We start from the raw sequence: 24,397 nt of genomic DNA on the forward strand, positions 1-24,397 counted from the left end.
TCTGCTCTAAAACTATACATAAATATAACATATATATAGGTAAAGACTTTAGTATTTACTGAAATTTGAAAGCATAAAACACCTTTCAAACAATTGAAAAACAAAAGAATAGCCAAAAATCAATGCAATCTTAAGGAATTGTTAAGGCTTCCTCTTCTGAAGGGTCTCAACCTGCTTTTTGAGGGCTTTAATTCGGGTTTTTTGTTTCATTTCCATAAAAACAATGGCCCCTAGAAGTATGATTCCGGCCGCTAAAATAGCCTTTACATTAAATGAAAACTGGGATTCAATAGTGGCAATTTCGGCATCCCTCAAGCGGTCATTTTCTTGAATGGCATCACTGATGGAATTCCTTTCAGATCGCTGAATCTCATCCTTAGTCTCCAAAAAATAATTGTAGTAAACTTTGTATTGCTCCCAATTATCCAAAGCCAAATAGTTTTCAAAAAGTCCTTGGTAAATGCCTTGGTTCAACACCAAGTCGCCAACATCTCTAGAATGGCTAAGGGCATTTTGCAATAGGTCGACAGCCTCTTGATACCGCTCTTCACGCGTATATACTTCGGCCAATCCTTTTTGTGCAAAAGACACCAAACTGTTGGCGCCCTTTACTTTTGCCAGTTCAATAGATTGGTTATAACTCTCTTTGGCCTCTTCGTATTGCGATAAGGTAGTGTAGCAATTCCCTTTATTATAATAGGCAATGCTTAAGTTGGTTTCATAAAACAGTCCCTTTGCCTCATATTCCTTGATGCCCTTGTCAAAAAAGTTTAAGGCAATATCGCAACTCAAGTTTTCTCTATAGATAAATCCTTTTACTATATAGGTCTTAGCCAAAAAGGTGCGTACCGAATCTCTCACAGGATAGGCCAAACAGGCCTTTTCGGTTTTGTCCAAAAACTCTATAGACTTGTCATAGATATTCATTTGCTGATAAAGGATGCCCGTCTTGGACAAAATCTCTATCGCCAATAAAGGGTTATCTACCAGCACCATCAATTCGTTGGCCAACGAGATATACTCCAAGGCTTTTTGATAGTCCCTTTTGGAAGAATACGCAAGCGATACCAAGGCCAGAGCTTTTACCCTAATGTCCATTTCATTGCCTTCATCTCCATAAACCTCTAAGCCAAATTCAATACAACTCTCGGGGTCCTCATAAATCTGGTTGGTCTTCAATGCTATCAAATCTTCCAGATCCTTATCACTTAAAGCATTCTGTGCATAACCTTTCAGCATCCCAAATAGGACCAGCATACAAAAACCCAAAAGCCATTTCCTGATGTCCATAATCTAGTTGTTGCTTAATTCTTCGTTACGCTCTTCCCTTAACAAATTGATATAGGTTGCCGGTGGCATACCTACAATAGACTTAAATACCGTAGCAAAACTACTGTGCGATGAAAAGCCACTCTCCTCTGCCAATACACTTATTTTATAATTGATATAGTTAGGGTCTTCCTTCAACTTCTCAATAATATAGTTAATACGAAGCTTATTGATAAAAGTATTAAAGTTGTCGTTATAGTGCTTATTGATAATTTCCGACAGGTATTTGGTATTGGTTTCAAACTGACCAGCCAATACTGCTATAGACATGTCCTTACTCAAGAACTTTCTGGAATTCTGGAACTTCTTCAATTTGGACAAAATTGCCTTTTCAGTGTCCTCTGGAATCACCAACTTTTTGGCCGCTTTGCGTTTGGCAGGTTTAATTTTGGCCAAATTGGTATGGTTGATCTCCAAATACCGAATGATTTCTCCCAAACGTCGTTTTTTATAGTAACTTCTCAAAAACACCAATAGCCCCATGCCTATCACCAATAAAAAGCCCCCAATAGCCAAATAGATATATTCAGTGAATTTGTTCTTTGTTGCGGCAACGGCTCCCTCGTTTTCCTTTCCTATTAAATTGTAAATAGTATTTACCGCTTCACGCTCCTTAATTTCCACTTCCCTGTTCAACAACAAAAACTCGTAATTATAAACTTTGTGCTGATTGTTCTGCCCCGCCGAAAGGTAATTGAGTCCCAATTCTTGATTGATTTCTTTCAACAAAGAACGGTTATCCAAAATTTCGGCAAACTTTAAAGCGACAAACAAGGTTTCCTCACTTTTTCTAAAATTCCCCTGTTTGTGGTACAAGGTCCCCATAGCCTTAAAAGCCATAGCCTTGCCGTATAAATTACTACTGTTGGATTGGTCTATCAATTGCAGGGCCTTATCCACTTCGGCCAAAGCCGCCTGATAATTTGCCCCATACTGCAAAGCAGTCTCCTTGGCCAAATAAAAATCAATGTAATCTGCAGGTGAACTCTTTAGGAAGTCACCAAATTCCTTTTCCATCTGGTCCAAAAGCGCTAAAACTTTTGCCCTATCATCAGCAACTTTCAAGTCCAACTGTTCCAATTGCAACCTAAAGCGCAAGGAATCCTTAGTAGTTTCCGAAGCGACCTCATCAATCCACTTGGAGGTATGTTCACTATAGGTAGAAATAGCCCCTTGCAATTGCAGCTCACGCAACAATTTAACCTTAAACACGCCTATGGCCGCCCTATCCTTATAGTTGTTTTTTGGTACTTGAGCACTCGCCTTAAACAGCCAGTCGGCAGCTTGTTTATACTCGCCTTTTACCCAATAGCACTTGGCCAAAAGAAGCCCCATTTGTGCCTGAATCTCATCATCGTTCTCATGACTTTTTATAATGACCTCAGCAATTTTAATGGCTTCCTCAGGGTTGGAATACACCAATTCATTGGCCTTAAGCTGCAAATCATCGGCTTGGGCATACAGAACAGCAGCCTCCGTAACACCCCACGAAAGCCCAAGGACAAAGGTGATGGCATAAAGGCGTTTAAAACACAAATTCATTGGCTTGCGTAGTCTGATCTGTTACTAATTAATTGAGGTGCGCTACAAATATAGCTTTAAAAACATAATTTCTACCATCTGTTTACACTGACCATCTAATATGATTATTCTTACATAAGCCACTAGGCTTTTCACAGCCCATTGTTACTGAGGTTTTCCTTTTCTACTTTTCAAAAAATAAAAATATACACCCTCCTCGCCCATTCCTTTCAAAAAGCACTTTTTTGTAGAAGACTTTCAATTTATACTATCTTTATCGGCACAAGCACTACGGACAATTATTATAACGCCATCCATGACCTATTGTTTTACCTTGGATTTAAAGCCTGACCCAGAACTTATTGCCGAATATGAACATTGGCATTCCCCACAAAAAATAAAACCCGAAATAATTGCGGGTCTACGCAACATTGGCATAGAAGACATGCAAATTTTCCGATGGAACACCCGTATGTGCATGGTCGTAACCGTACCCGATGGCTTCAACTGGGAAGCCCAAATGGCTAAACTAGCCGAAATGCCAGGACAACGGGAATGGGAACTCCTTATGGACGCCTACCAACAGCGCCTCACCAATGGCGAAGACAAATGGCTTGAAATGACCCCAATTTTTAAACTTACCGATTGCTAACTCACATGAATAACACCACCAACGGGCCTGTTGTAGCGCCCAAATATTTATTACCCTTTATTTTATTGTCCCTTTGCTTTATGGGCTGGGGTATTGCCAACAATTTAACGGATCCGCTGGTAAGAGTTTTTAAGGCCGTGTTTGGAAACCTCAGCACCTTCCAAGCGTCCCTCATTCAGTTTACCTTCTACTTTGGGTATTTCTGTATGGCCATACCTGGAGCCCTTATCTCACGCAAATACTCTTATAAAACTGGAGTATTGGTAGGCCTGGGACTATATGTGGTGGGCTGCTTTTTGCTATACCCTTCTACTTTGTTGCAGGAGTTTGTGTTCTTTTGCCTGTCCTATTACATTTTAGCCTGTGGGCTTGGCATCTTAGAGACCAACGCCAACCCCTACATGCTTAGTTTAGGCCCTAAAGACACCGCCACAAAGCGCTTGAACCTTGCCCAATCCTTCAACCCCGTAGGTTCGGTCATTGGGGTGTTAATGTGCCAAATCATGATCATGGCCAAAATGCCTTTAGATGCCGAAGGCAACATTTCGATAGAGGCCTCACAAATTCAGGAAACACTTAACATTGTTATTTTCCCCTACCTCTCGGTGGCAGGCGTATTGGTATTGGTGTGGATTTTAATTGCCGCTACCAAGATGCCCAAGGAAGGCAGCCCCGACCAAAAAGTAAGGATGAAGCAGACTTTTATAAAACTCTTTAAACAAAAGAACTACCGTTTTGCGGTGATGGCCCTATTTTTCTACGTAGGTGCGCAAATTTCGGTGTGGACCTATACCAACTTTTACATTCCAGAAGAACTGGCCACCACACAGGAAATGGCGCTACAGTACCATACCTTGGCCTTGATTCTTTTTGGGGTGTTCCGTTGGATCTTTACCGCTCTTATGCAACGTTTCCGTCCGGAGAGCCTATTATTGGTGGCCGCCATTATTGCTATCATCCTTACACTGAACGTTATTTTTATTGGTGGCCTTGTGGGCGTGGCCTCGCTTATTGGCATTTCGGCTTTTATGAGCTTGATGTTCCCAACCATTTTCGGGATGGGTTGTGAAGGGCTCAACGACGACGAAACCAAGGTTGGCTCCTCCGGCCTTATCATGGCCATCTTGGGTGGCGCAGTGTTGACTCCCATACAAGGCGGGCTTCTAGATGCGTTCGGAACGGCCTATTCCTACCTTATCCCCTTAATTTGTTTTATCGTGATTGGGGCGTATGCTTGGTATTATAAGGGATTGGGGAAGGCAAGCAACCTGTAAAACATATATTTAAACCTCAATGGAATAGACATCCCTATAGCCCACTATAGGGGACATTAAAATTCCCCCTTTGAAGGGGGATTAAGGGGGATGTCAACACAAGCCATAATAACCCGAGGAAGCAGAAGGCCCAGACACGGCATCACCTTCATTTCCAAGACCATTTTATCTGTAAGAAAATTAGTTATATTAGTGCCCTTTCATTAAAACCCCTAGCCACATGAAAAAATCGCTTGTAGTTATTGTCCTGTGCACTTGTTTGTTCTCCTGCAAATCGGCCTTGATGAACATGCTTATCAAGGACCCAAAGGTTGAAAACACTGAAACCATTAAAGCCTTTCAACAGAAACACGATTACCCAACTAGCAACTCTTTAATCTTGGCGGCAGATACTACAGCCATTGTTAAAGAAATGTTCAAAGGCCTCTCCTCTGGTTATCATATTTTTAACTCCAAAGGCGAGCTACTATGTTACAATGGCCAATCCACTTGCGGCGGCCAGCAATTCATGGAATTTTTAAATACAAGTTCCGAAACCTTTGTGCATTGCGAGGATAAAGACCTCACCCTTGATACGGTATTGGCACAGACCTACGATTTAAACAACCAACCAGTACAAAGAGCGCAGTTTGAAAATACCGATTACTATATCGTGAGCTATTGGGCCAAATTTATGGGCGGCAAACGAGGCTATGAGGATGACGTTTTGTGGATGGAAGAGGAACTGGCCAAAAACACTACCGACACCAGTGTCACTTTCATAAAAATAAACACCGACTTACAGGAAAGCTGGGGCTTGAAAGCAGGCGAAAAGGTAAAACTGAAACTGAAGCTAAAGGACGACTCCATGACACTTGAACTTTCGGACCTCCCTTATAAAAACCCGCCGTCAACCATTAAAAGTTAAGGGGAGCAAATACCTTCATGAAGGATAACACCCCTATACCACTACGTGCGGTACTTTCTAGCAAAGCGGTGCTTTCCTCTCGGCAACCTCAAGGGGACAATTGTTAAGTACATTCCCCCTTTGAAGGGGGATTAAGGGGGATGTCTTTTTAAAAACCAATGAACCTAAAAGATTACTGCCATAGACTCCATTCAAAATACCGGTTCCTAACATATATTTATCTATCTTAGAAGTCAGTCACAGGAATCAACAAAACACATTTCGTTAAAACAACTTGGTTTACTGTATGAAACACCCCTTCTCCATTCAGCTTTTTGCTTGTTTGATGCTATTGCCGTGGTGCCTTTTAGGGCAAGCACAAACTAATGGCGACACCCTTAGCACCGCCACCATCCTCTTTAGGGTCACCCACCCCAAGAGCCAACAGGTATCCTACCTGTTTGGTACACACCATGCATTTGGAAAATCGTTTTTTGATTCGCTGGTTCCTGCCAACAACGCCCTGGCCTCCTGCAATGTACTCATCAAGGAAAACCTGAACCTTCCAGGACAGGAAGCGCAGGACATCATTAATGCACGCAGCACCACCACGTCATGGACCTCCTATTTAAATAAAGACGACCTAAATTTTGTAAACACCCTTTTTGCCAACAGCCCTACCAACTACCACAAAATGACCCCTACCGAATTATATGTATTTCTTAACAGGCATTTTAAAGAGCAGGTATGCCAGAGCAAAGACAGCACAGATACCTATCTGTCCCTAGACGACTATATTGGCACCAAAGCCCAAGACCACCAGCTTAAGCTGATAGGCCTGGAAACAACCGAGGCCCAAATTGCCCTTATCAACAAAGATGTAGAAGGCATGCCAAAAAAAGTACACAAAAAACGATTGGCCAACATAATTGCCAAGCTAAAAGCGCCAAACCCTAACAACTGCCAAGAAACCGATTGGTACCGCCAAATGGATATAGATTACCAATTCCATACACCTTGCCAAAACAGTTTGATCCTCACAGACAGAAACAAGGCATGGCTTGCAAGAATCACCCCGCTTTTGGAAACCAACAATTGTTTTATTGCCGTTGGGCTAAGCCATTTAATGTACCAATGCGGCCTTATTGTACAATTGCAAAACCTTGGCTATACCATAACACCTATTTCATTAAAATAAGCGCTCCACCTAAACTTGCACCCCGTTTTTTCTGAAAAAGTATTCTTAGTCTAAAAATCCCCTAGAGCAGCTTTTACATACTTCATAAACTCTTTTGAAAAATGGCAATTTAGGCCCATAACTTATAATACCTCTACCTAACTTAACTACTCACAAAATGACCAACCTATTTAAAAACTTAACCATAATCCTAAATTTAGTATTAATAACCGCCTGTAGCAGCGATGACAGCAAAGACAGCACCCCCTCTGTAGACCCACTTATTGGAACATGGCAATATGTAACACAGTTTAAAAATGATGTTCAATATACCGCGAACGACTGCAGCCCTTCAACCATAGTCTTTACCCAATCTGGAAATAGAACAGATGCCTATTATGATACAAACAATACCGGAGACTGCGTTGTAGTTGACACGGTAAACATGACTTGGCAACAATTAAATGATGGTACATATCAGTTCACCCAAAATGGCTGCTTTTTTTCTGAAACAGTATTGTTTTCTTAAAACAATAATACCTTAACGTTAGAAAACACGGATGAGGATGGAAGTGGCAATGTAATTACCTATAGTTTTAAATATACAAGGATTAATTAGGAAATAAACCTTAGCCCCCATACTCAACAGTCGAGTGCTTAAACTCCCAAATTGATATATCAACATATTTTTAAATAATACTTCAATTAAGGCCCCTGCAACTCAGCACTTCAAGCTAAAAAGAATAATTACGCAATTACTATCGTTGTTTTCTTACAAAAAACTTTACTTTTAAGCCGCCTACTAAAAAAAACATGTATAAAATATTATTTCTATTCCCCGTTTTTGTTTGCCTTTTTACTTCCTGTAAAAACAAGACAACAAATAATTCTTGCAGTGAAAAAAACATCTCAATTTCACCTTTAAAAATTGCGGAAGGCTGGGGCTATGATATACTGGCAAACAACAAAGTCATCATTCACCAACCTTATATGCCAGCAATGAGCGGCAATAAAGTATTTGAAAACAAAGAAGCCGCTCTATCGGTAGCAACATTGATGAAAGACAAAATATGCAACAACATATTTCCTCCGGCAGTCACTATTACAGAAATAGATAGCATTATTGCGCTTCATAAATAAAACCAACATCTACTTATTATGACAACACTATTTAAGACCCCACGTTTACTAAACTGCATACTTCTTTTAATTACAAGCACTTCCTTAATAGCTCAAGAAGGAAGCTGGGTGCAAAAGTCTAATTTTGGCGGCGGTGGCCGCGCTAGGGCCATTAGCTTTTCAATAGGAGACAAAGGCTATATAGGTACCGGAAGATTAGAAAGTGAATATACTGAGAAAAAGGATTTTTGGGAATATGACCCAGCAACCAATATTTGGACCCAAAAAGCAGACCTTAGCAGTGTAGGAAGAATTGCTGGGACGGGCTTTTCAATTGGCACCAAAGGATATGCTGGATTAGGATATTCCGGTGGTCAAATAAAAAGTGATTTTTGGGAATATGATCCTGAAACCAATACTTGGACACAAAAGGCATACTATCCTGGTGAAGGAAAGAGCGAAAGCGTTGGATTTTCTATTGGAAACAAAGGCTATATAGGAACAGGCTCTTCCAGTAGCCAAATTGGAAATGAAACCAATGCATTTTGGGAATATGATCCTGAAACCAATACCTGGACCCAAAAAACAGATTTCCCTGGAACACCTAGAGATAGAGCCGTTGGTTTTGCATTAAACTCAAAAGGCTATATAGGAACTGGCTATAGTCACGATGGTCAATTTCCTAGTAAACATGCCGATTTTTGGGAATATGACCCAACATCAAACTCATGGACAGAAAAAACTTCTTTACCAGAAACTAAAAGTGACGCCATAGGCTTCTCCACCTCATCTAAAGGCTATATCGGAATGGGTTATTTAAATGATGTTGATTTTTGGCAGTACGACCCTTTTGCAGATAGCTGGACTTCTGTTGCCTCGTTTCCCGGAGAAGGAAGAGTTTTCGGAACAGGATTTTCAATTGGAGATACTGGCTATATAGGTACAGGTTATAGCATTCCTGTTTCAGATGTTATTAGCTACGACGACTTTTGGAAATATACCGAAGAACTTTTGGGTGTCGATGACTTAACTCTAGAAGAAACAATTAAAATTTACCCTAGTCCAACAACTGCTATTGCAAACATTTCAATAGATCCATCCCTTATTCAATTTATTGCGGTTTATAATAGCACAGGACAATTACAATTGGAGACTTCTCAAACAAACTCAATTGATTTAAGTAACTTTAAATCTGGCATCTATTTTTTCAAAATAACTACAAGCACGGGAGAAGCATTTAAAAAAGTATTGAAAGAATAGAAATAATACACCATTAAATCTAAGGTTACAAACCTATACGACTAACTAGCCATTATAATTTTACATTATTAATTATTACAATTCAATGGAGCATGCTCACCGCTATACACCCCAAACTACCCATGCGGGATAAGTCCGCAACCAAGGCGTTTTATATAGACCAACTGGGCTTTAAGGAATTTGGAGCCCAAGACTATGAAGGCTACCTCATGCTGGAAAAAGACCAGATACAGTTGCACTTCTTTGCATTTAAAGATTTGGATCCCGCACAAAACTATGGGCAGGTGTATATTCGTACCACCCAAATAGATTCGCTATACCAAACCTGGGTAGCCAAAGGCGTGTCCATACACCCTAACGGCCCCTTACAGACCAAACCTTGGGGACAACGCGAGTTTGCACTTTTAGACCCCGACAACAACCTGTTAACCTTTGGGGAAGCCGTGTAACGCTTTTGGAAGGGAGCCGCAACCTATGAGCGGCCCCATAGTTTCCGCTTATCCATTAAAGCTTGCATTAGTAAGAAAATAAACTAGATTTGCAAGTAGGCTTTCTGTGAGCATTTTACAAGAACACGCCTTGAAAGCCACATCCCCTATCATAGCAACCCAAGGATAGGCTGGCATACCAACAAGTAATCTGTACGACCATGAAAAAATTCATGCTTTTGGCCATTGGCATCCTCCTGTACACCTCTTGTGGACAAAATAGAAATGACAAGGCAGCCCTTGAATATGCCTTAGAAGAAAATGGGCCAGTAATGGCCAAACAGTTGCGGTTGGCCGGTACAGAAAACAACACGCTACCCAAAACGGAGACACCACAGGATACCTTAAAAAAAATCATCAAAGACGGGCGTCTAGGCTTAAAAACAACGGCACTTGAAGCCAGCAAAGCACGCATAGACAGCTTGCTAAAACCTTACAGCGCCTATTATGCCAAAAAACTTCAACAATACCGATTACGAGTGGCCATACAACCTTAAAATAAGAATCTCGAGCGCCCATTTTGAGCATTTTATAAACACTCTTGAAACCGGCAACAACGAAGTGCTCTACAAAGAAATTGATGCTAGGGACGTTACATCCCAATTTATTGATTTGCAAACCAGACTTGAAAATAAGCGCAATTACCTAAAACGCTACCAAGATTTACTAAAAAAAGCCAATAGTGTTAAAGAAATATTGGAAATAGAAGAGAAAATAAGAGTTCTGGAAGAAGAAATAGAAAGTACTATGGGCCGTCTGAAATACTTGAACAACCAAGTAAACTACGGTACCTTAGACCTAGAAATAAGCCAACCAAAAGACTTTAATTACAACCCTAGGGACAGGGATAAATTCTCAGAAAAACTTAAAGAATCCTTTTCCAAAGGATGGTATGGCTTTGTCGATTTTATATTGGCTCTCTTCTATATATGGCCTTTCTGGATTCTGTTGTTTCTAGTGTTCTATGCATGGAGACGTTACAGACGAAAGAAAAAGAAGAATTTATAAATATTTAAACCATAAACAATGAACATTCCAAAATTAAAACTTAACCAAAGTATCTTAAAATATGCTTATTTTATATGCACCATTCTCATACTGGTATCTTGCAGTTCTGATGATTCTGAAGAGTCCGCTTCCAATAACTCAACCAATTTTGAAGTTGATATTCTTGGCACCTGGAACCTCACCCAACATAGCTCATCAAATAGCATTGCCGAAACAGGCACTACCATTAGCTCAACAGGCAGCAACTACAACTATACAATTGAATTTACGGACAATCCAAAGTATATAAATACAAATGGTAGCTATACTGTAAACATGACTGAAACAAACAGCGATAATGAGAATAGTAACTATACATATATGGTAAATTCCAACGAAACACAACAAGAAGGATTTCACATTGGTGAATGGAGCATTGTTGATGGTAATTTAATAACCAGAGTTTACGACAACGAACCTTTCGGCCCTGGTTCTTATGAACAAACAACTGAAATCCTTGAGTTAACAGCCAACAAACTTGTGCTAATAACCGACGATTCACCTTCAAGTTCCGAAAACTATACAGTAATAGGACACACCACCCTCATTTACGAAAGGTAACCATACAATTCAAGATGATATCCCACATATAGAATTCCCCCTTTGAAGGGGGATTAAGGGGGATGTGTATTGCAAAACATAAAAAACAGCCACAACAAATTACGGTCGGCATTGATAAATAAATCCGCTTTATGAGAAAACAAATAAAAACACTCGCTTATGCAATCATCATTTTATGTTTTGGCTGTAAAAATGGCATTATGCAAACCTTCACTATTATTGCAGATTTAAGGGAGGAATTTCACATTAATGCAGTGGAGCTATCTCAGGACATGAATGGACAGCACTTAACCTTCATTTTGCGTGATTTAGACTTTTCTGAATTCAATGAAAATGAACTAAAAACCAAAGCCTCGGAAATACATACATATGTAATAACTAACTACCCTAAACTAAGTACTGCTGAAACTATTAGATATAATTTTACAAGTCCCGTAGATGTTGGATTTGTAGTATTTAATGATAAAAGGGAAATAATAGACTTTGCATTCCTTTAAAAGGATGGAAACTCACACAAAATAGACTTGACCTTTGATTAATAACCCTTACCAAAAACTTTTGCATAATTGGTAGTTTTGACTGTTCACTGAAATGAAACGTTTAGCCCACATAACATGCATTACCATACTTGTCCTAACAATGAGCGGCTGCAGCCGCGTTAAGGACAAGACCAAGGAGCTTTCAAACCAAGTTAAGGAACAAGCCAAAAAGGAACTAAAGGCGCAATCCAGAAAAGTGATTGACAAGGTATTTCCTCCGTTTGACCATAAAACTCCCGACACGGAGCACAACAAAGCACGGTTTAAAGACTTCCTAAAAGTGTCCCTAACGGAAGACATCCAAAACATTTATTGCTTTGATGACACTATTGGTATTGATGCCTCCTATATGTTTTCATTTAATTGCAGCCCAACAACTTCAAAGAACATTATTGAAGTGCACCAATTAGCTTTAGACACACTCGATAAGGACAACGCATTTGGCCTTCAGGAGGACTTTGCTTGGTGGGACAAAAACCATATTGCACAGCTACAAAAATACAGTTGGACGGATGGCAATAACTATTTTAAATATTATTGGTACGATGTCAAAACCCAAAAAGCCTACTACTTCGACTTTGACCTGTAGGCCACAAAACCCATTTTCAGGTAGCCGTCTGTGGCACAGAGCAACAACATAAGACAAAACCAAATTTTGTAAGAATATTATACTATATTAGTCATGGTTTTCTTAGAAACGCCCTCAAATCATTACTAAACCAACACCGTTGTCTACACCTATTTCTATGAGAAACTATTTGTTTTGTCTCCTTTCTATTTGGTTATTAAGCTGTTCAAATAAAAAATGCGAAATCTATGAAGCTGATTATATTCCCAAAAATTTAACCGAGGCACTGGAATATCTTGACTGCAAAATGCCCGATGAGGATAAAGCGGTATTTGCAGAAACAGATGAATCTGAAATTATAGGAATCTACCATATGTCCTTGGGTAGATTTATTAGAAATGACTTTAGCCTTTGGAACGCAGACAATGAATTGTATACATTTTTTAAGAATGAGGACATAACCAACCCTGAAACCATCTCCTCCATACTTATCACTTCTTTTCACCGAAAATTAAACCACAAAGACATTGCTTTTGAAACTCAAGTTCAAGAATATCATGAATGGCTTCAAAAAGTAATAAAAGAAAAGAAGGAGAAAGAAAAAAAAGATTTGGAATACTACGAATCCTTTAAAATAAATGATACTGTTGAATTTGATTTTGACGTTAATTTTAACGGAGACAAAAAAATGGAGCTTCTCGAATACGATTACCATGAAGGAAGACATTGCTGCCCTTGTAAAGGAAAAGGAACGGTGGCAGGCAAAGTTGGGAATGACCAATTCTATGGTTATGAAATAAACATCAAATTAATTGATTATTGCGATTACGCCAACCTATCGAAAGATGGCAAAATTGTAAAAAAAGGAGACACCATAAACTATTACATTATGAGACATAACATCCATAGAAAAGCTAATTAATGCTCTTATTAAGACAATTTTGAAGCTCTAAATATCCCCACTACTAACAGTCAACTTTATGAAAAACCCATTTCAACAAGTAATGTCAAAACGGACGAACGAGGAACTCATTAAAATTGTAACCGTAGACAAAATTAAATATGAACCTAACGCAGTGTCCGCTGCAGAGGCCGAAATTGAAAAGCGAAATATTGATCCTTTACTTTTTGAAAAAGTAACCGAAAAAGTCCAAGAACAAAAGCAACAAAGCGAAAGGGAAAAACTAAATGTAGCTGGTAGCAGTATTCGTTTCATCAACTTTATAGTTGATATTATAGCTTTTTCAGTTCTTATCTATATCACAACCTCATTGGTGGGATCCTTAGTTAATCCATTAACAGAAAAAATGGCAACACTGCTTTCATATGCAACCTCCGGCACAACCTTTTTTGCCTATTACGCAATTATGGAAACAAAGTTTCAAAAAACTATCGGTAAATTCCTTACTCAAACTTCCGTGGTTACGCTTGATGGACAAAAGCCTACAGATGCCGATATTATTGCTAGAACCATCTGTAGATTCCTTCCTTTTGACAGGCTTTCCTTTTTACTGATTAAAAACGGTATTCATGACTACTTATCAAAAACAACCGTAATCAAAGACTCGGCTAATTAAAAATATTACTACAAAAAAATACAATCAAATACATAACCAAACAAAAACCTCCACTATGAAAAAACTACTTTTGCTTCCCTTAGCGCTTAGCTTATGCAACTGCAACTCTGAAAAATACGAATTACTCAACGGCAAATGGAACTGCCACAGTTGGACCATAGAATCCAGCGAAGACAACCAATGCAGCAGCAATGTCTATTTTATGTTTTCACCAGACAAGACCTACAGCTCCAAAATTGGCAGCCTTGAAGAAAAAGGACATTTCATGCTGTCTGGAGACAAATTGATCTGCACTCCTGAAGGCAAGATGGATATTGGCGTTGAAATAAATACCCTTACTCAAGACACCTTAAGGTTCACCATGAGTAGAAGCGGACAAAAAGAAATTGTGACTTTACTTAAAGAGTAGCAACTAATTTATTGTACCAGTCACAGACTGGTACACTGTTTTACAACGACGCCTTTCTCCTAATATTAATACGCATGGCATCTTCTATGGGTGTTTCAGATACCAAGATAAGGTAACCACCGCCACCGGCACCGGCAAGCTTCCAAGCGAGGGCTTTATCTTTATATTTGGCAATTTCCTTGTTCACCTTTTCGTTTACCATGGCTGGAAACATAGTAGTTTGTGCATCAAAAGATTTTAAAAACCCTTCTGCAAAAGCCTTAAGATCGCGTTGTTTGATGGCATCCCAAACGGCATCAGCTGCCTGGGCAAGAGCCTTTACATTGGTTTCGTCTATGTAAGTTTCATTTAGTAAATCGAGATCCTTTTCCCTTGGCCAAAGCAGCACCATATAGATGTGTTCTTCCAACCAAGACAACGTTGCTTCATCGTGAATGGATTCAAACTTTAAGGGCCAATAGGCATTGTCATAATAATGTCTTACCAAACCAGGCATACAGATCCCTATGGCATCCTGCGCTCCCGAAATAAGGGTAGACCCAGGTGTATTTTCAAACTTAAAGAGAATTTCAGCCAACTTTTCAGGCTTCTCTAATGGCAAATAATAAGGCCATATCTTTTTGGCGGCATTACGCGTAGAGGTAGACATCCCGCAGCGCTCGTTATACTCTACAATAGGTTCCAAGGACACGGTCAAGGCCCAACCTGGGTGATATTTGGACACGTAGGGTTGGTCAATCCAAGTGCCCGCCAAATCAATTCGGTACGGTAAGGAACAATGTCCATTGGTTCGGATAGCCGTGGTAGAGCGTTCGGGCAAACCAGCATCGGGAGTACGGCGTAACACATGAAGCTCTATATTCAGCTCGTTGCACAGTTCTTCCTTGGCTGGCGAAAAGCCGTCTTCATTAACCACAAAAAAATCGGGCTGCAACTGCCTAAGATCTTTTTCAAAATCCATCATCCCAGACCCTGAATTTACAAAGGCTTCCTTCACATATTTTACGGCATTGATCATATAAAGGCGTTCCTGCTCTGAATTGATGGTATGGCGCCCCTTTAATTCCTGGATAGTACTATCGGAGCCAATGCCCACATACAAATCGCCAAAAGAAGCGGCTTCCTTAAAAAATGCAATATGCCCGCTATGCAGCATATCGAAACATCCCGATACAAATACCTTTTTATTATTGGTTGCACTCATAGGTCTAGTCCCTTATAGGGTTTTGAATTTTGGTGTTAAGAGCTGGCAAGTTATTTTATTTAGGGCAGTTTGGCAAGCCATACTAGTAGTGTTTTAGGGTACTTTTGATCTATTTAGGAAACCCCAGACTTTGCGAAACCCTTAACTATTTAAAGACAAACCACCTAAAGAAAAGCCGCTACATATTCAATTTATACCCAAACGACAATTTCGCCATAGAAAGATTGAACTTATAATTATGACCAAAATCCAAAGAATTGGCATAAATACCCGTTTCATACATCAAGTTAATGTAAAAGCGCTTCACATTATAGCTTAAAGCCACACTCGCATCCAATTTATACAACATAGGCATAGAACCACTACGGCTGCCGTCTTCCAAAGTCACCCTATTGTTCATTAGGGCAATCCCGGGCATTAAATTACAGGTGGCAATCATATTATCAGGAAGTACAAAAGCGCTCATCACCCCTGCCAAAAACCCCAGGGCACGCCCGCTATAGCGTTTTACTCCCTGTACATCTTCATAATACAACCCTACACTTTCCGGAAAAATGGAACCATCCGAATCAAAATAATCGAACATCACAAAAGAACCAATTCCACCTGTGATATACACATCTTTGTTTCGGGTAGGCAACCCTGCTTTCAATAAGGAATAAGAAAACTCAATATCCGTAAACGTGTAAAGATGATTGAATCCAACCGTTCTAGATTTGATATCAAACCTAAATTCTTTGGGTTCGTCAAAACTGTTCTTTACATTATAACCGTTATAAATCTGCAAGTAAGCATTGATGTAATTCCGCTTTTTGAAGATGATGGTACCTTGGGCATCAAATCGGTTGGTTACCTCTTCCTTGCCATTTTTAATATTAATGGCCAAATCCAACAACACCTTACTATTGGCCACCCCAACCCCAACCCCATAACGGTTTTTAGGAACGTACCTAGTCTTAAAATCTTCATTGGAAATCTTAAAACGCTTCACCTTATAGTTGGAAAACAAGCGAAGGGAATAGTTTTCAGGATTGTGGTCTATAAACAGGGAGTCTATCGCTTTACGGAATTTAGTTCTTTGCCCCTGCGCATGAAACGCAAAGGATAGCAATACAACAACAAGCAAAAAATAGCGTCGTCTCAAGGGATCAAGATCAATTAAAAGGTATTCCCTCAAAGGTAGCATAACGCAAGGACGCATACAATAGCTGAATAACAACTAATGCTCCGAAATAAAAAACCTCTTCCTAATTGTAAAAGAATCAAGAAGAGGTTTGCATAAAGGGGCGCCTTTGCAGGTCATTATGACTAATATCAACTAGCTTTCAATCTCTCAAATTGCAAATCTTTGATAAAGGCATCAATTTGTGCCTTTTGAAGTCCTGGCACACAAATAACGTGGGCGATAGCACCTTCTGAAGCCAATTGATAATGTTTACACAACACCTCCGAAGGTTTTTCCAACACAACCGTAAGGGCATCGTTGTTCCGCCATGCCTTCACGCCAATAGCCTTCAACTGTAGTTCGGTATAAGCCGCCAATTCCTGACATTCCTTAACCCGTTTGGACAAACCGTCCTTTCCAAACTTGTTAATGACATGCCACATAAATAGAGGGGTCAATCCATTCCTGGAACCAGTAATCGTGGTATCCATAGTCCCTACATAGGAAATGGAATTGGCAATCCGGTTACGGTGCTGGCGCTTTACAAGCACGACACCACAAGGTATGGGCCCTCCCAAAAACTTATGTCCTGAAATGGCGATACTATCCACACCTTCGGAAAAATCAAACTTTGGCTTGGGCTCTACAAAAGGGGCAATGCTTCCTAAAAAGGCAGCATCACAATGGATGTAATAATCCTTGATGGCATACTGGCGAATAATGCGTTTTACCTCATCCAACTGGTCTACAGCCTCCGTCATGGTAGTTCCAATATTCAAAAAGAAAATGGCAGGCAAATCACGACGCAACATTACCGATTGCTCTAAATCCTGATAATCAATTTCTCCATTCTCCTGACTGCGTATCACAATATTTTTAAGGTTCAGCAAATGCAAATTCTTTTTAACACTGTAGTGCGTAGACTCGCTATAATAAACCACGGCATTGGGAAAACGCTCCCTTGCCAGGTACAAACCATATAAATTACCCTCAGTTCCGCCGTTGGTTACATAACCCCAAACTTCCTCCATATTTGAAGAAAGAATGTCGGCGAAAAAGACAATACACTCCTTTTCAACATCCTTGGTATCGATGGCCAAAGTAGAAGGCGCCTCGGGATCACCAACATTATTTAAACACACATCCAAAAAAGGAGCAAACTCTTGAAAGGAAAAATCTTTAGCCAATGGATAACCCAAAAAGTTTTGGGTACTATTGGAAATCCTATTCAACACATCATCTATTCTATTCATAATCATTATTTTCTGATGCAAAGGTATCATTAAAGTAATTATTCATACATACCAATTCTTTTTCAGAATATTATACCATAAAAGACAATATTTAAAGTATTTTTCATCTGGTTTTCATTAAATTATGTCCTCATATAAAAATATATTCCATGATACGCCTAGATGATATTGACCGCATGCTCATAAATGAGCTTCAAAACGACAGCAAACAATCCATAAAACAGCTTGCAGAAAAGGTCAACCTTTCCATTACCCCCGTTCACGAACGCCTTAAAAAAATTGAAGGCAGCGGGATTATTCAAAAATACGTGGCTATAGTAGACCCCGAATTGGCAGAGAAAAACCTCATTGTATACTGTCAGGTTACCCTCGTAAAACACCAAGGCTCCGATTTCGAAAAATTTGAAGCCTACATAGACGCTTTGGATGATGTTTTGGAAGTGTACTATATTGCAGGAAACTACGATCTTTTATTAAAAATTCTATTGAAGGATATGAAGGCTTACGAAGAACTCATTTTACAGAACATGTCCAGATTGGACATCATTTCGCATATTCAAAGTTCTTTTGTGATCAGACAGATTAAAAACGAAACCCGCATAAAGCTTTAGCCATAAAAAGAGAAAATAAAAAAATAACGATTCAGCCTGGATTTAATAATCAATCACTACATCCTCCACAGCCACTGCAGCCATCTGAACCACAACTGGAATCATAGGAGCAATCATAAGAACATCCCGAACCTCCTCCTCTTTTATTTCGTCCAATGAATAATATGATAAAAAAAATGACAATAAATATGATAAAAGGCCCAGGTGTATCATTATCCTTGGCACTCATAAACAAATAAGGAATTAAAATAATCACTCCAAAAAACTTCAGTGCAACTCCTAACAATTTTGAAGGCTTCTTAACAAGCCAATAATTATTGACATTTATTCTTCTATAATTAACATCTTTAAACCTTTTCGTATGATCCAACCATATATCCGATGGAGGCTCTTGGACGAACTCCTTCTCATACCTTTCAAAGGTAAAGTTGTAACAATTCGAGTATTTTTTTTGTTCACTTTCACCTCCTTTGGTAGGACTATGATGAATTTCCTTTTCTAGAGTGGTTTCGCAAAAATCCTTCCAGTAAGATTTTGTATAAGTCAAATGAAGGTGCCAAGCTTGGTCCACAGCGTCAGAAGGCGTAATTGGCTCGCTACTGATACAGCATAGGTATATAAACTTCTTGTATTCTTCTATTACCCTGAAGGAAAATTCAATATCCCAATTATTATCCCTCGCAAGTCTTTCAGAAAAATTGAAATCAATATTCTCAAAATCTAGCCTAAACGCTTCTATTTTATTCCAAAGTTGTCTATCCGTCATGTATTTAAATTACCTGCATTTTGTTTAAAAGTAAGAAAAGTTTCAACTTTCACAAGTTAGTAAACTCCTTATTCCTGTTTTAAAACAATGGAAATCAAAAACACTACATTTCAAATACATGAACAAACTTAAACATCCACAAAAAACCCTATATTTAACCTCCTGAACTACAAAACACTACACTGTTTGGTTTCTTAAAAAAATTGTCCAACCTAAAATGTGACGTATGAAATCAAAAATCAATCACTCATTAGCATTCCTTACCACCTTCCTGTTGATAACCAGCTGCAAAACCGAAGTCAATGAAACAATTACCGAAACGGAACCTCTAAAATCCGGAATCCTCAAGGAACATATGGACACCTCAGTAAAACCAGGGGATGACTTTATGGGCTATGTCAATGGTAAGTGGATCAAAAACACCGAAATTCCTGCCGACAAATCTTCTTATGGCTCTTTTTATCTTGTGCATGAAGAAGCAGAGGAAAACGTCAAGGCCATCATAGAAGAAGCGGCCAACAATGGATTTATATTGGGATCGGACGAACAAAAAGTAGGCGACCTTTACAAATCCTATATGGATATGGACACCCGCAATACACTAGGTGTTGCCCCACTACAAAGCGAACTAGATAAAGTGGACGCCATCCAAAACTACGATGATCTGGCCAGCTATTTTGCCTATGCCAACAAATACAGCATCAGGGTCCCTTTAGAACTCCTTATATATCAAGACTTCAAAAACCCTACCATCTACACGGTTTACACTTGGCAATCGGGTTTAGGCCTTCCTGATCGCGAGTATTACCTTAGCAACGATACTCGCTCCAAAGAAATTAGAACCAAATATGTAGCCCATATTGCCAAAATGTTTGAATTGGTAGGGGTACCTAATGGAAAAGAAGCCTCCGAGACTATCATGGACCTAGAAACCAAACTGGCCAGCAAACAGATGAAAAAGGAAAAAACCCGAGACTTGGAGAGTTTATACAACATGTTTCCCATAGACACTTTATCCAACATCATGCCCAAGTTCAACTGGTCTGCATTTCTGCAAGAAGCAGGCATTCAAAACGAGAAACATCTTGGAGTCCTTATGTTGGATTATACCAAAGCCCTGGACCACATTATCACCTCAACTAGCATTGACTCTTGGAAAACCTATTTAAAATGGGGTGTGATTAACCACAATGCCTCACGTTTAAACGAAGCCTTGAACAAACAAAACTTTGCCTTTTACGCTCAGGAATTATATGACATTCCAAAACAGCGCCCTTTATGGAGAAGAGGCGTATCAACCGTAAACAGCACTCTAGGGGAAGTGGTAGGTAAAGTATATGTGAAAAACCATTTTTCGCCCGAGGCAAAAGAAAAAATGGAAACCTTGGTTGCCAATCTCCTAAAAGCCTATAAAGAAAGTATTACCGAATTGGATTGGATGAGTGCCGACACTAAAAAAGAAGCCTTAGATAAATTGAGCAAATTCACCCCAAAAATTGGTTACCCAGACAAATGGAAACCCTACGATATCCACATCAAAGCAGACGATCTATTCGGCAATTTGCAAAGGGCAGACCTTATGGAATACAACAGGGAATTGGCCAAACTAGGCCAACCCATAGACAAAACCGAATGGGGCATGACCCCACAAACAGTCAACGCCTATTACAACCCAACGCTTAATGAAATCGTCTTTCCCGCAGCCATCTTACAACCGCCATTTTTTGATTTAGAGGCTGAGGATGCCGTAAACTACGGTGCTATCGGCGCTGTTATAGGCCACGAAATAGGACATGGTTTTGACGATATGGGAAGTACTTTTGATGGGGATGGGGTCATGCGCAATTGGTGGACCGATCAGGACAAGGAAGAGTTTAAAAAGCGTACTGCAAATTTGGTAGCACAATACAATGCCTTTGAAGCCCTACCCGATGTATTTGTCAATGGCGAATTCACCCTAGGCGAAAACATTGGAGATCTGGGAGGCCTATCCATTGCCCTTAAGGCTTATCATATCGCCCTGGGAGGTAAAGTGGCTCCCGTATTGGATGGCTTTACTGGAAATCAACGTGTCTTTCTAGGCTATGCACAGGCCTGGAGAAATAAAATGAGAGATGAAGCCTTACGCATGCTCATAAACACCGACGAACACTCGCCTGCAAACTATCGTGTAAATGGCACTGTTAGAAATGTTCCAGAGTTTTACACCGCCTTCAACGTACAGCCTACAGACTCTTTATACCTGTCACCTGAAGAGCGCGTTAAAATTTGGTAGACTATTTTAATTTTAAGCATTCAAGCTCCTATTTTGCATTGAATAGGAGCTTGAATTTTTCATCTATATTGAACTCTTATTTATTCTTCGGAAATTCCTTTACCGTAGATTGCAAATGCACAATTTTCCATTCGCCATTTACCTTCTTCCAAATTTTAGTGACCACTTCTTTAATCTCTACCTGTTCATTCTTATCGTATGCAATAATCCTTACAACATAGGCACTGTCGGTAGTCAAAGGATACACCGTGAGAGACTCACTTGAAGGCTCCGGAAAGGGACGTGGAATCTTTTCGCAGAAAATAGCAATCATACTTTTTGGAGGCGAGGGGTTGCCATTGGCATAAAACGTAATTTCGGCATCCATCAGGGACATCACGGTTTCACAATCACCCTCCTTAAAAGCCTGTTGCTCTATTAGGCTTAGGCTTTCAATCTCCCTTTTCACTACATCCAAATCATTTTCCGCTTGAACTGAAAACACTGAACAAAGGGTCCATCCAAATAAGAATACAAGGTGTTTCATAGGTCTCGGTTTTTTATACCATGCAATAAACCAAGATAATAAAAATGTATGAATTTACTTAACAACTCAAAATTCCGAACCCTTCAAAAAAATCACCTTGTCAATCCTCCCTCATAAACCCGCAGTTCCAACAAGTCATAAATAGCACTCAGCTTTTCAGGCTCAGTATTGGGTAACTGCTTTAAATGGGTATCAAAAAAAGAAGCGACTAGTCTACTGGTTATCTCCATGCCTTCATAAGGATTGATAGTTCCAGTGCCAGCCAGCGCAGGCACGGGTACCATAAACGGAATGTCCATAAAATTGGGATGTCCAGACTGCAGGAGCTTGCATTCATAAAACAAATCTTGACTCTTATGGGCATACACATGGGCATTGATATCTTCATGCTCTGCAGGCCAATCGGCAGAGAGATAGAGATACGGCACATGATAACTGCTGTCTATCATCGTCCCCCACTGAATCCCATCCAAATTGGCCGCGGCCTTTATGCGCTTGTCGTTCATGGCTACCTTTCCTGCCGCACCACCTCCTACCGAATGCCCAAAAACCCCAAGCCGTTCCAAATCCAAGGCTCCCTTAAGTGGTCCTTTGGCATTCCATTCCTCCAATAAATCTATGGTGCCTATCACATCCTCAGCCCAACGCTCTTGAATAGCGCCTTCAAAATAATCCTTGATAGCCTCCCTAACAACAGGATGCCGCTCCTCATAATTCAATCCTTGTTTAAAAGCTGTAGCAATCGGTTCTATAGTCGCCATGGCATTCGCCGAAATCCTTCGTTGATAATCATAATCAAAAGAAGCAGAGTGCCCATCCGAAAAGCTCACCCCCAAACTTTCATAAGTATGATTCATATTCACAACAATATATCCTTGACTGGCCAGCTCCGTCAACAAGGCATAATACCCTGTGGCCTTCGAGCCATACCCGTGCGAAAACAACAACACAGGAAAGCGTCCATAAGCCACCGAAATCCCCGGATACACATACGTCTGCACCTTATCCAAATAATCCAAGGCCGCTGGCGGCAAGCCGTATTTGGTTGCAAACCCCGCCCGGCTTGCTTTGTCCACATAAGGCTCTGCTTTCATATTCGTGATAGCCGCCTCACTGGGGTACCAAATCTTATACAACAGTTCCCTTTTATCGTTGGGGGCTTCGGTAATCACTTCGTCCCTATCGGTCTGCTCATAAATCAAAGCCGTCCCCACTTGATAGGAGCCTCGTGGTTCTGGTAACGAAAACACCGGCAACACTATAGGCAGCACCCATCCTATTACCAACCACAAACACAACAAAACATACCCAAGCCCTCGAAACCACGAGAACTTTACGGGGGCAAAACCATCCACCACCTTCAGCCTCCAGGAAATAAAAACCAACAACACATAGGCCGGGACCATCTGCCAGCGCCACCCTTCCACAATCAAGTGCAAGGCCAACAACACCCATAAAAACAATAAGGCATAATCGGCATGGATGCGGCGCAGCAAAGGACGCTTCGCAAAAGGCAATAGGGTGACTGCCGCCAACAGGAGGATTTCAAAAATTCTCATAAACAATAAAGGAGCTCTAATTAAAACAAAGTGAAGACAAGCAGGTTAAGCCTTAGGCTCTTGATTGGCAATCAAACCTCTCAACACCAAAATGCCCAAGCGGCAAACCACAAAGGTAAACAGGCCAAAAGTAGCCGTAAGCAAGGACACCTTTAGGCCACCAGCAAAAATAGCAGGTTCGGCATCGCCCATGGCTTCAATGGAATCAAAGGCCATAATCAAACCAATAATGGAGCCCAAAAAGCCAATCACCAGGCCCAATAGGCTGCTATCGATAGCCAAACGCAGCATTTTTTGGGACTGCTCCAAATGGCCTTTCAAGCCCATAAAGCCTTTCGCCAAAAAGAACAGCGACAACACAAAACAGATTAAAATAAGCGACATCATAAGCGGACCACCCTCATTAAAACGGTCTACAATAGAGCCAAAGATTAAAAAGCGATTGAAAACATACATTGCTAAAGGGTTCATAACGTTCGTTTTTTGAATGAATACACCCCAAACTTACGCCATACAGGCACAAGATAATCCAAAATGCGACGAACAACCAAATTAGCTCCCAATATAACCGTAGGTCGAATCCCCCGCTAAATTGGTCATCCGTCTACAAAAGCAACCATCCTGCCAAAAA

Annotated in this window: 27 protein-coding genes; 18 read left to right on the top strand and 9 right to left on the bottom strand. The window is 40.2% G+C overall.

Translation table 11 applies throughout. The features are described from left to right. Nucleotides 1-141 precede the first annotated feature (141 nt). Together AC6I5C_RS02015 and AC6I5C_RS02020 are read right to left on the bottom strand one after the other, a co-directional pair. The gene (locus tag AC6I5C_RS02015; protein WP_497903701.1) at nt 142-1,290 is read right to left on the bottom strand and encodes a tetratricopeptide repeat protein; all 1,149 of its coding nucleotides are present in this window, start codon (nt 1,288-1,290) and stop codon (nt 142-144) included. A gap of 3 nt (nt 1,291-1,293) precedes the next feature. After that, nucleotides 1,294-2,871 (bottom strand): helix-turn-helix domain-containing protein, encoded by a 1,578-nt coding sequence (locus AC6I5C_RS02020; protein WP_497903702.1) that lies wholly within the window; start codon nt 2,869-2,871, stop codon nt 1,294-1,296. A 295-nt stretch (nt 2,872-3,166) separates the two neighbouring features. Between AC6I5C_RS02020 and AC6I5C_RS02025 the strand changes: the two genes are divergently transcribed. From AC6I5C_RS02025 to AC6I5C_RS02100, 16 genes are all read left to right on the top strand, one after another. Then, entirely contained in the window at nt 3,167-3,502 is a 336-nt protein-coding gene (locus AC6I5C_RS02025) for an L-rhamnose mutarotase (protein ID WP_497903703.1), read from the top strand. 5 nt (nt 3,503-3,507) lie between these two features. Continuing rightward, nucleotides 3,508-4,776: an L-fucose:H+ symporter permease gene (gene fucP, locus AC6I5C_RS02030; protein ID WP_497903704.1), complete on the top strand. Its 1,269-nt coding sequence runs from the start codon at nt 3,508-3,510 to the stop codon at nt 4,774-4,776. Between the two features lie 220 nt (nt 4,777-4,996). Beyond that, nucleotides 4,997-5,683: a hypothetical protein gene (locus tag AC6I5C_RS02035; protein WP_497903705.1), complete on the top strand. Its 687-nt coding sequence runs from the start codon at nt 4,997-4,999 to the stop codon at nt 5,681-5,683. A 286-nt stretch (nt 5,684-5,969) separates the two neighbouring features. Further along, nucleotides 5,970-6,860, top strand: coding sequence for a TraB/GumN family protein (locus AC6I5C_RS02040; protein ID WP_497903706.1), 891 nt, complete (start codon nt 5,970-5,972; stop codon nt 6,858-6,860). Between the two features lie 157 nt (nt 6,861-7,017). After that, complete coding sequence (locus AC6I5C_RS02045; protein ID WP_497903707.1) at nt 7,018-7,368, top strand: hypothetical protein; 351 nt, start codon at nt 7,018-7,020, stop codon at nt 7,366-7,368. A 284-nt stretch (nt 7,369-7,652) separates the two neighbouring features. Beyond that, nucleotides 7,653-7,979, top strand: a complete 327-nt coding sequence (locus tag AC6I5C_RS02050; RefSeq protein ID WP_497903708.1) for a DUF4907 domain-containing protein — start codon at nt 7,653-7,655, stop codon at nt 7,977-7,979. Nucleotides 7,980-7,997: 18 nt separating this feature from the next. Continuing rightward, entirely contained in the window at nt 7,998-9,218 is a 1,221-nt protein-coding gene (locus tag AC6I5C_RS02055) for a T9SS type A sorting domain-containing protein (protein WP_497903709.1), read from the top strand. A 92-nt stretch (nt 9,219-9,310) separates the two neighbouring features. Further along, nucleotides 9,311-9,667 (top strand): bleomycin resistance protein, encoded by a 357-nt coding sequence (locus AC6I5C_RS02060; RefSeq protein ID WP_497903710.1) that lies wholly within the window; start codon nt 9,311-9,313, stop codon nt 9,665-9,667. Nucleotides 9,668-9,867: 200 nt separating this feature from the next. Continuing rightward, nucleotides 9,868-10,203: a hypothetical protein gene (locus tag AC6I5C_RS02065; protein WP_497903711.1), complete on the top strand. Its 336-nt coding sequence runs from the start codon at nt 9,868-9,870 to the stop codon at nt 10,201-10,203. Continuing rightward, nucleotides 10,154-10,714 (top strand): DUF4349 domain-containing protein, encoded by a 561-nt coding sequence (locus tag AC6I5C_RS02070; protein ID WP_497903712.1) that lies wholly within the window; start codon nt 10,154-10,156, stop codon nt 10,712-10,714. Before AC6I5C_RS02065 ends, AC6I5C_RS02070 begins: the two co-directional genes overlap by 50 nt. A gap of 18 nt (nt 10,715-10,732) precedes the next feature. Next, nucleotides 10,733-11,314, top strand: a complete 582-nt coding sequence (locus AC6I5C_RS02075; RefSeq protein WP_497903713.1) for a hypothetical protein — start codon at nt 10,733-10,735, stop codon at nt 11,312-11,314. A gap of 200 nt (nt 11,315-11,514) precedes the next feature. Further along, nucleotides 11,515-11,811 carry a hypothetical protein gene (locus tag AC6I5C_RS02080; RefSeq protein ID WP_497903714.1) on the top strand — a complete coding sequence of 99 codons (297 nt, stop codon included), beginning with the start codon at nt 11,515-11,517 and terminating at the stop codon, nt 11,809-11,811. A 142-nt stretch (nt 11,812-11,953) separates the two neighbouring features. Beyond that, nucleotides 11,954-12,442 carry a hypothetical protein gene (locus AC6I5C_RS02085; RefSeq protein ID WP_497903715.1) on the top strand — a complete coding sequence of 163 codons (489 nt, stop codon included), beginning with the start codon at nt 11,954-11,956 and terminating at the stop codon, nt 12,440-12,442. 157 nt (nt 12,443-12,599) lie between these two features. After that, entirely contained in the window at nt 12,600-13,343 is a 744-nt protein-coding gene (locus AC6I5C_RS02090) for a DUF6794 domain-containing protein (RefSeq protein WP_497903716.1), read from the top strand. Nucleotides 13,344-13,401: 58 nt separating this feature from the next. Further along, the gene (locus AC6I5C_RS02095) at nt 13,402-13,998 is read left to right on the top strand and encodes an RDD family protein (protein ID WP_497903717.1); all 597 of its coding nucleotides are present in this window, start codon (nt 13,402-13,404) and stop codon (nt 13,996-13,998) included. A 55-nt stretch (nt 13,999-14,053) separates the two neighbouring features. Then, nucleotides 14,054-14,407 carry a lipocalin-like domain-containing protein gene (locus AC6I5C_RS02100; protein ID WP_497903718.1) on the top strand — a complete coding sequence of 118 codons (354 nt, stop codon included), beginning with the start codon at nt 14,054-14,056 and terminating at the stop codon, nt 14,405-14,407. A gap of 40 nt (nt 14,408-14,447) precedes the next feature. Here the strand turns inward: AC6I5C_RS02100 and AC6I5C_RS02105 are convergent, their stop codons facing one another. The 3 genes from AC6I5C_RS02105 to AC6I5C_RS02115 form a co-directional block, all read right to left on the bottom strand. Further along, nucleotides 14,448-15,611: an FAD synthase family protein gene (locus AC6I5C_RS02105; protein ID WP_497903719.1), complete on the bottom strand. Its 1,164-nt coding sequence runs from the start codon at nt 15,609-15,611 to the stop codon at nt 14,448-14,450. Nucleotides 15,612-15,789: 178 nt separating this feature from the next. Beyond that, entirely contained in the window at nt 15,790-16,812 is a 1,023-nt protein-coding gene (locus tag AC6I5C_RS02110; RefSeq protein WP_497903720.1) for a DUF4421 family protein, read from the bottom strand. A gap of 113 nt (nt 16,813-16,925) precedes the next feature. After that, complete coding sequence (locus AC6I5C_RS02115) at nt 16,926-18,029, bottom strand: histidine decarboxylase (protein ID WP_497903721.1); 1,104 nt, start codon at nt 18,027-18,029, stop codon at nt 16,926-16,928. Between the two features lie 149 nt (nt 18,030-18,178). Between AC6I5C_RS02115 and AC6I5C_RS02120 the strand changes: the two genes are divergently transcribed. After that, nucleotides 18,179-18,640 (top strand): Lrp/AsnC family transcriptional regulator, encoded by a 462-nt coding sequence (locus tag AC6I5C_RS02120; RefSeq protein ID WP_497903722.1) that lies wholly within the window; start codon nt 18,179-18,181, stop codon nt 18,638-18,640. 49 nt (nt 18,641-18,689) lie between these two features. Here the strand turns inward: AC6I5C_RS02120 and AC6I5C_RS02125 are convergent, their stop codons facing one another. Then, the gene (locus AC6I5C_RS02125) at nt 18,690-19,406 is read right to left on the bottom strand and encodes a glycine-rich domain-containing protein (RefSeq protein ID WP_497903723.1); all 717 of its coding nucleotides are present in this window, start codon (nt 19,404-19,406) and stop codon (nt 18,690-18,692) included. 226 nt (nt 19,407-19,632) lie between these two features. Here AC6I5C_RS02125 and AC6I5C_RS02130 point away from each other — a divergent pair, with 226 nt between their 5' ends. Beyond that, nucleotides 19,633-21,681 carry a M13 family metallopeptidase gene (locus AC6I5C_RS02130; protein ID WP_497903724.1) on the top strand — a complete coding sequence of 683 codons (2,049 nt, stop codon included), beginning with the start codon at nt 19,633-19,635 and terminating at the stop codon, nt 21,679-21,681. 76 nt (nt 21,682-21,757) lie between these two features. Here AC6I5C_RS02130 and AC6I5C_RS02135 read toward each other — a convergent pair whose 3' ends face one another. From AC6I5C_RS02135 to AC6I5C_RS02145, 3 genes are all read right to left on the bottom strand, one after another. Next, nucleotides 21,758-22,207 (bottom strand): nuclear transport factor 2 family protein, encoded by a 450-nt coding sequence (locus tag AC6I5C_RS02135; protein WP_497903725.1) that lies wholly within the window; start codon nt 22,205-22,207, stop codon nt 21,758-21,760. 92 nt (nt 22,208-22,299) lie between these two features. Further along, nucleotides 22,300-23,766: an alpha/beta hydrolase family protein gene (locus AC6I5C_RS02140; protein WP_497903726.1), complete on the bottom strand. Its 1,467-nt coding sequence runs from the start codon at nt 23,764-23,766 to the stop codon at nt 22,300-22,302. Nucleotides 23,767-23,811: 45 nt separating this feature from the next. Further along, a complete protein-coding gene (locus AC6I5C_RS02145) occupies nt 23,812-24,237 on the bottom strand; it encodes a MotA/TolQ/ExbB proton channel family protein (RefSeq protein WP_497903727.1) in 426 nt (141 codons plus the stop codon). Between the last annotated feature and the right edge of the window lie 160 nt (nt 24,238-24,397).

Source organism: Mangrovimonas sp. sgz306409 (assembly GCF_059735265.1).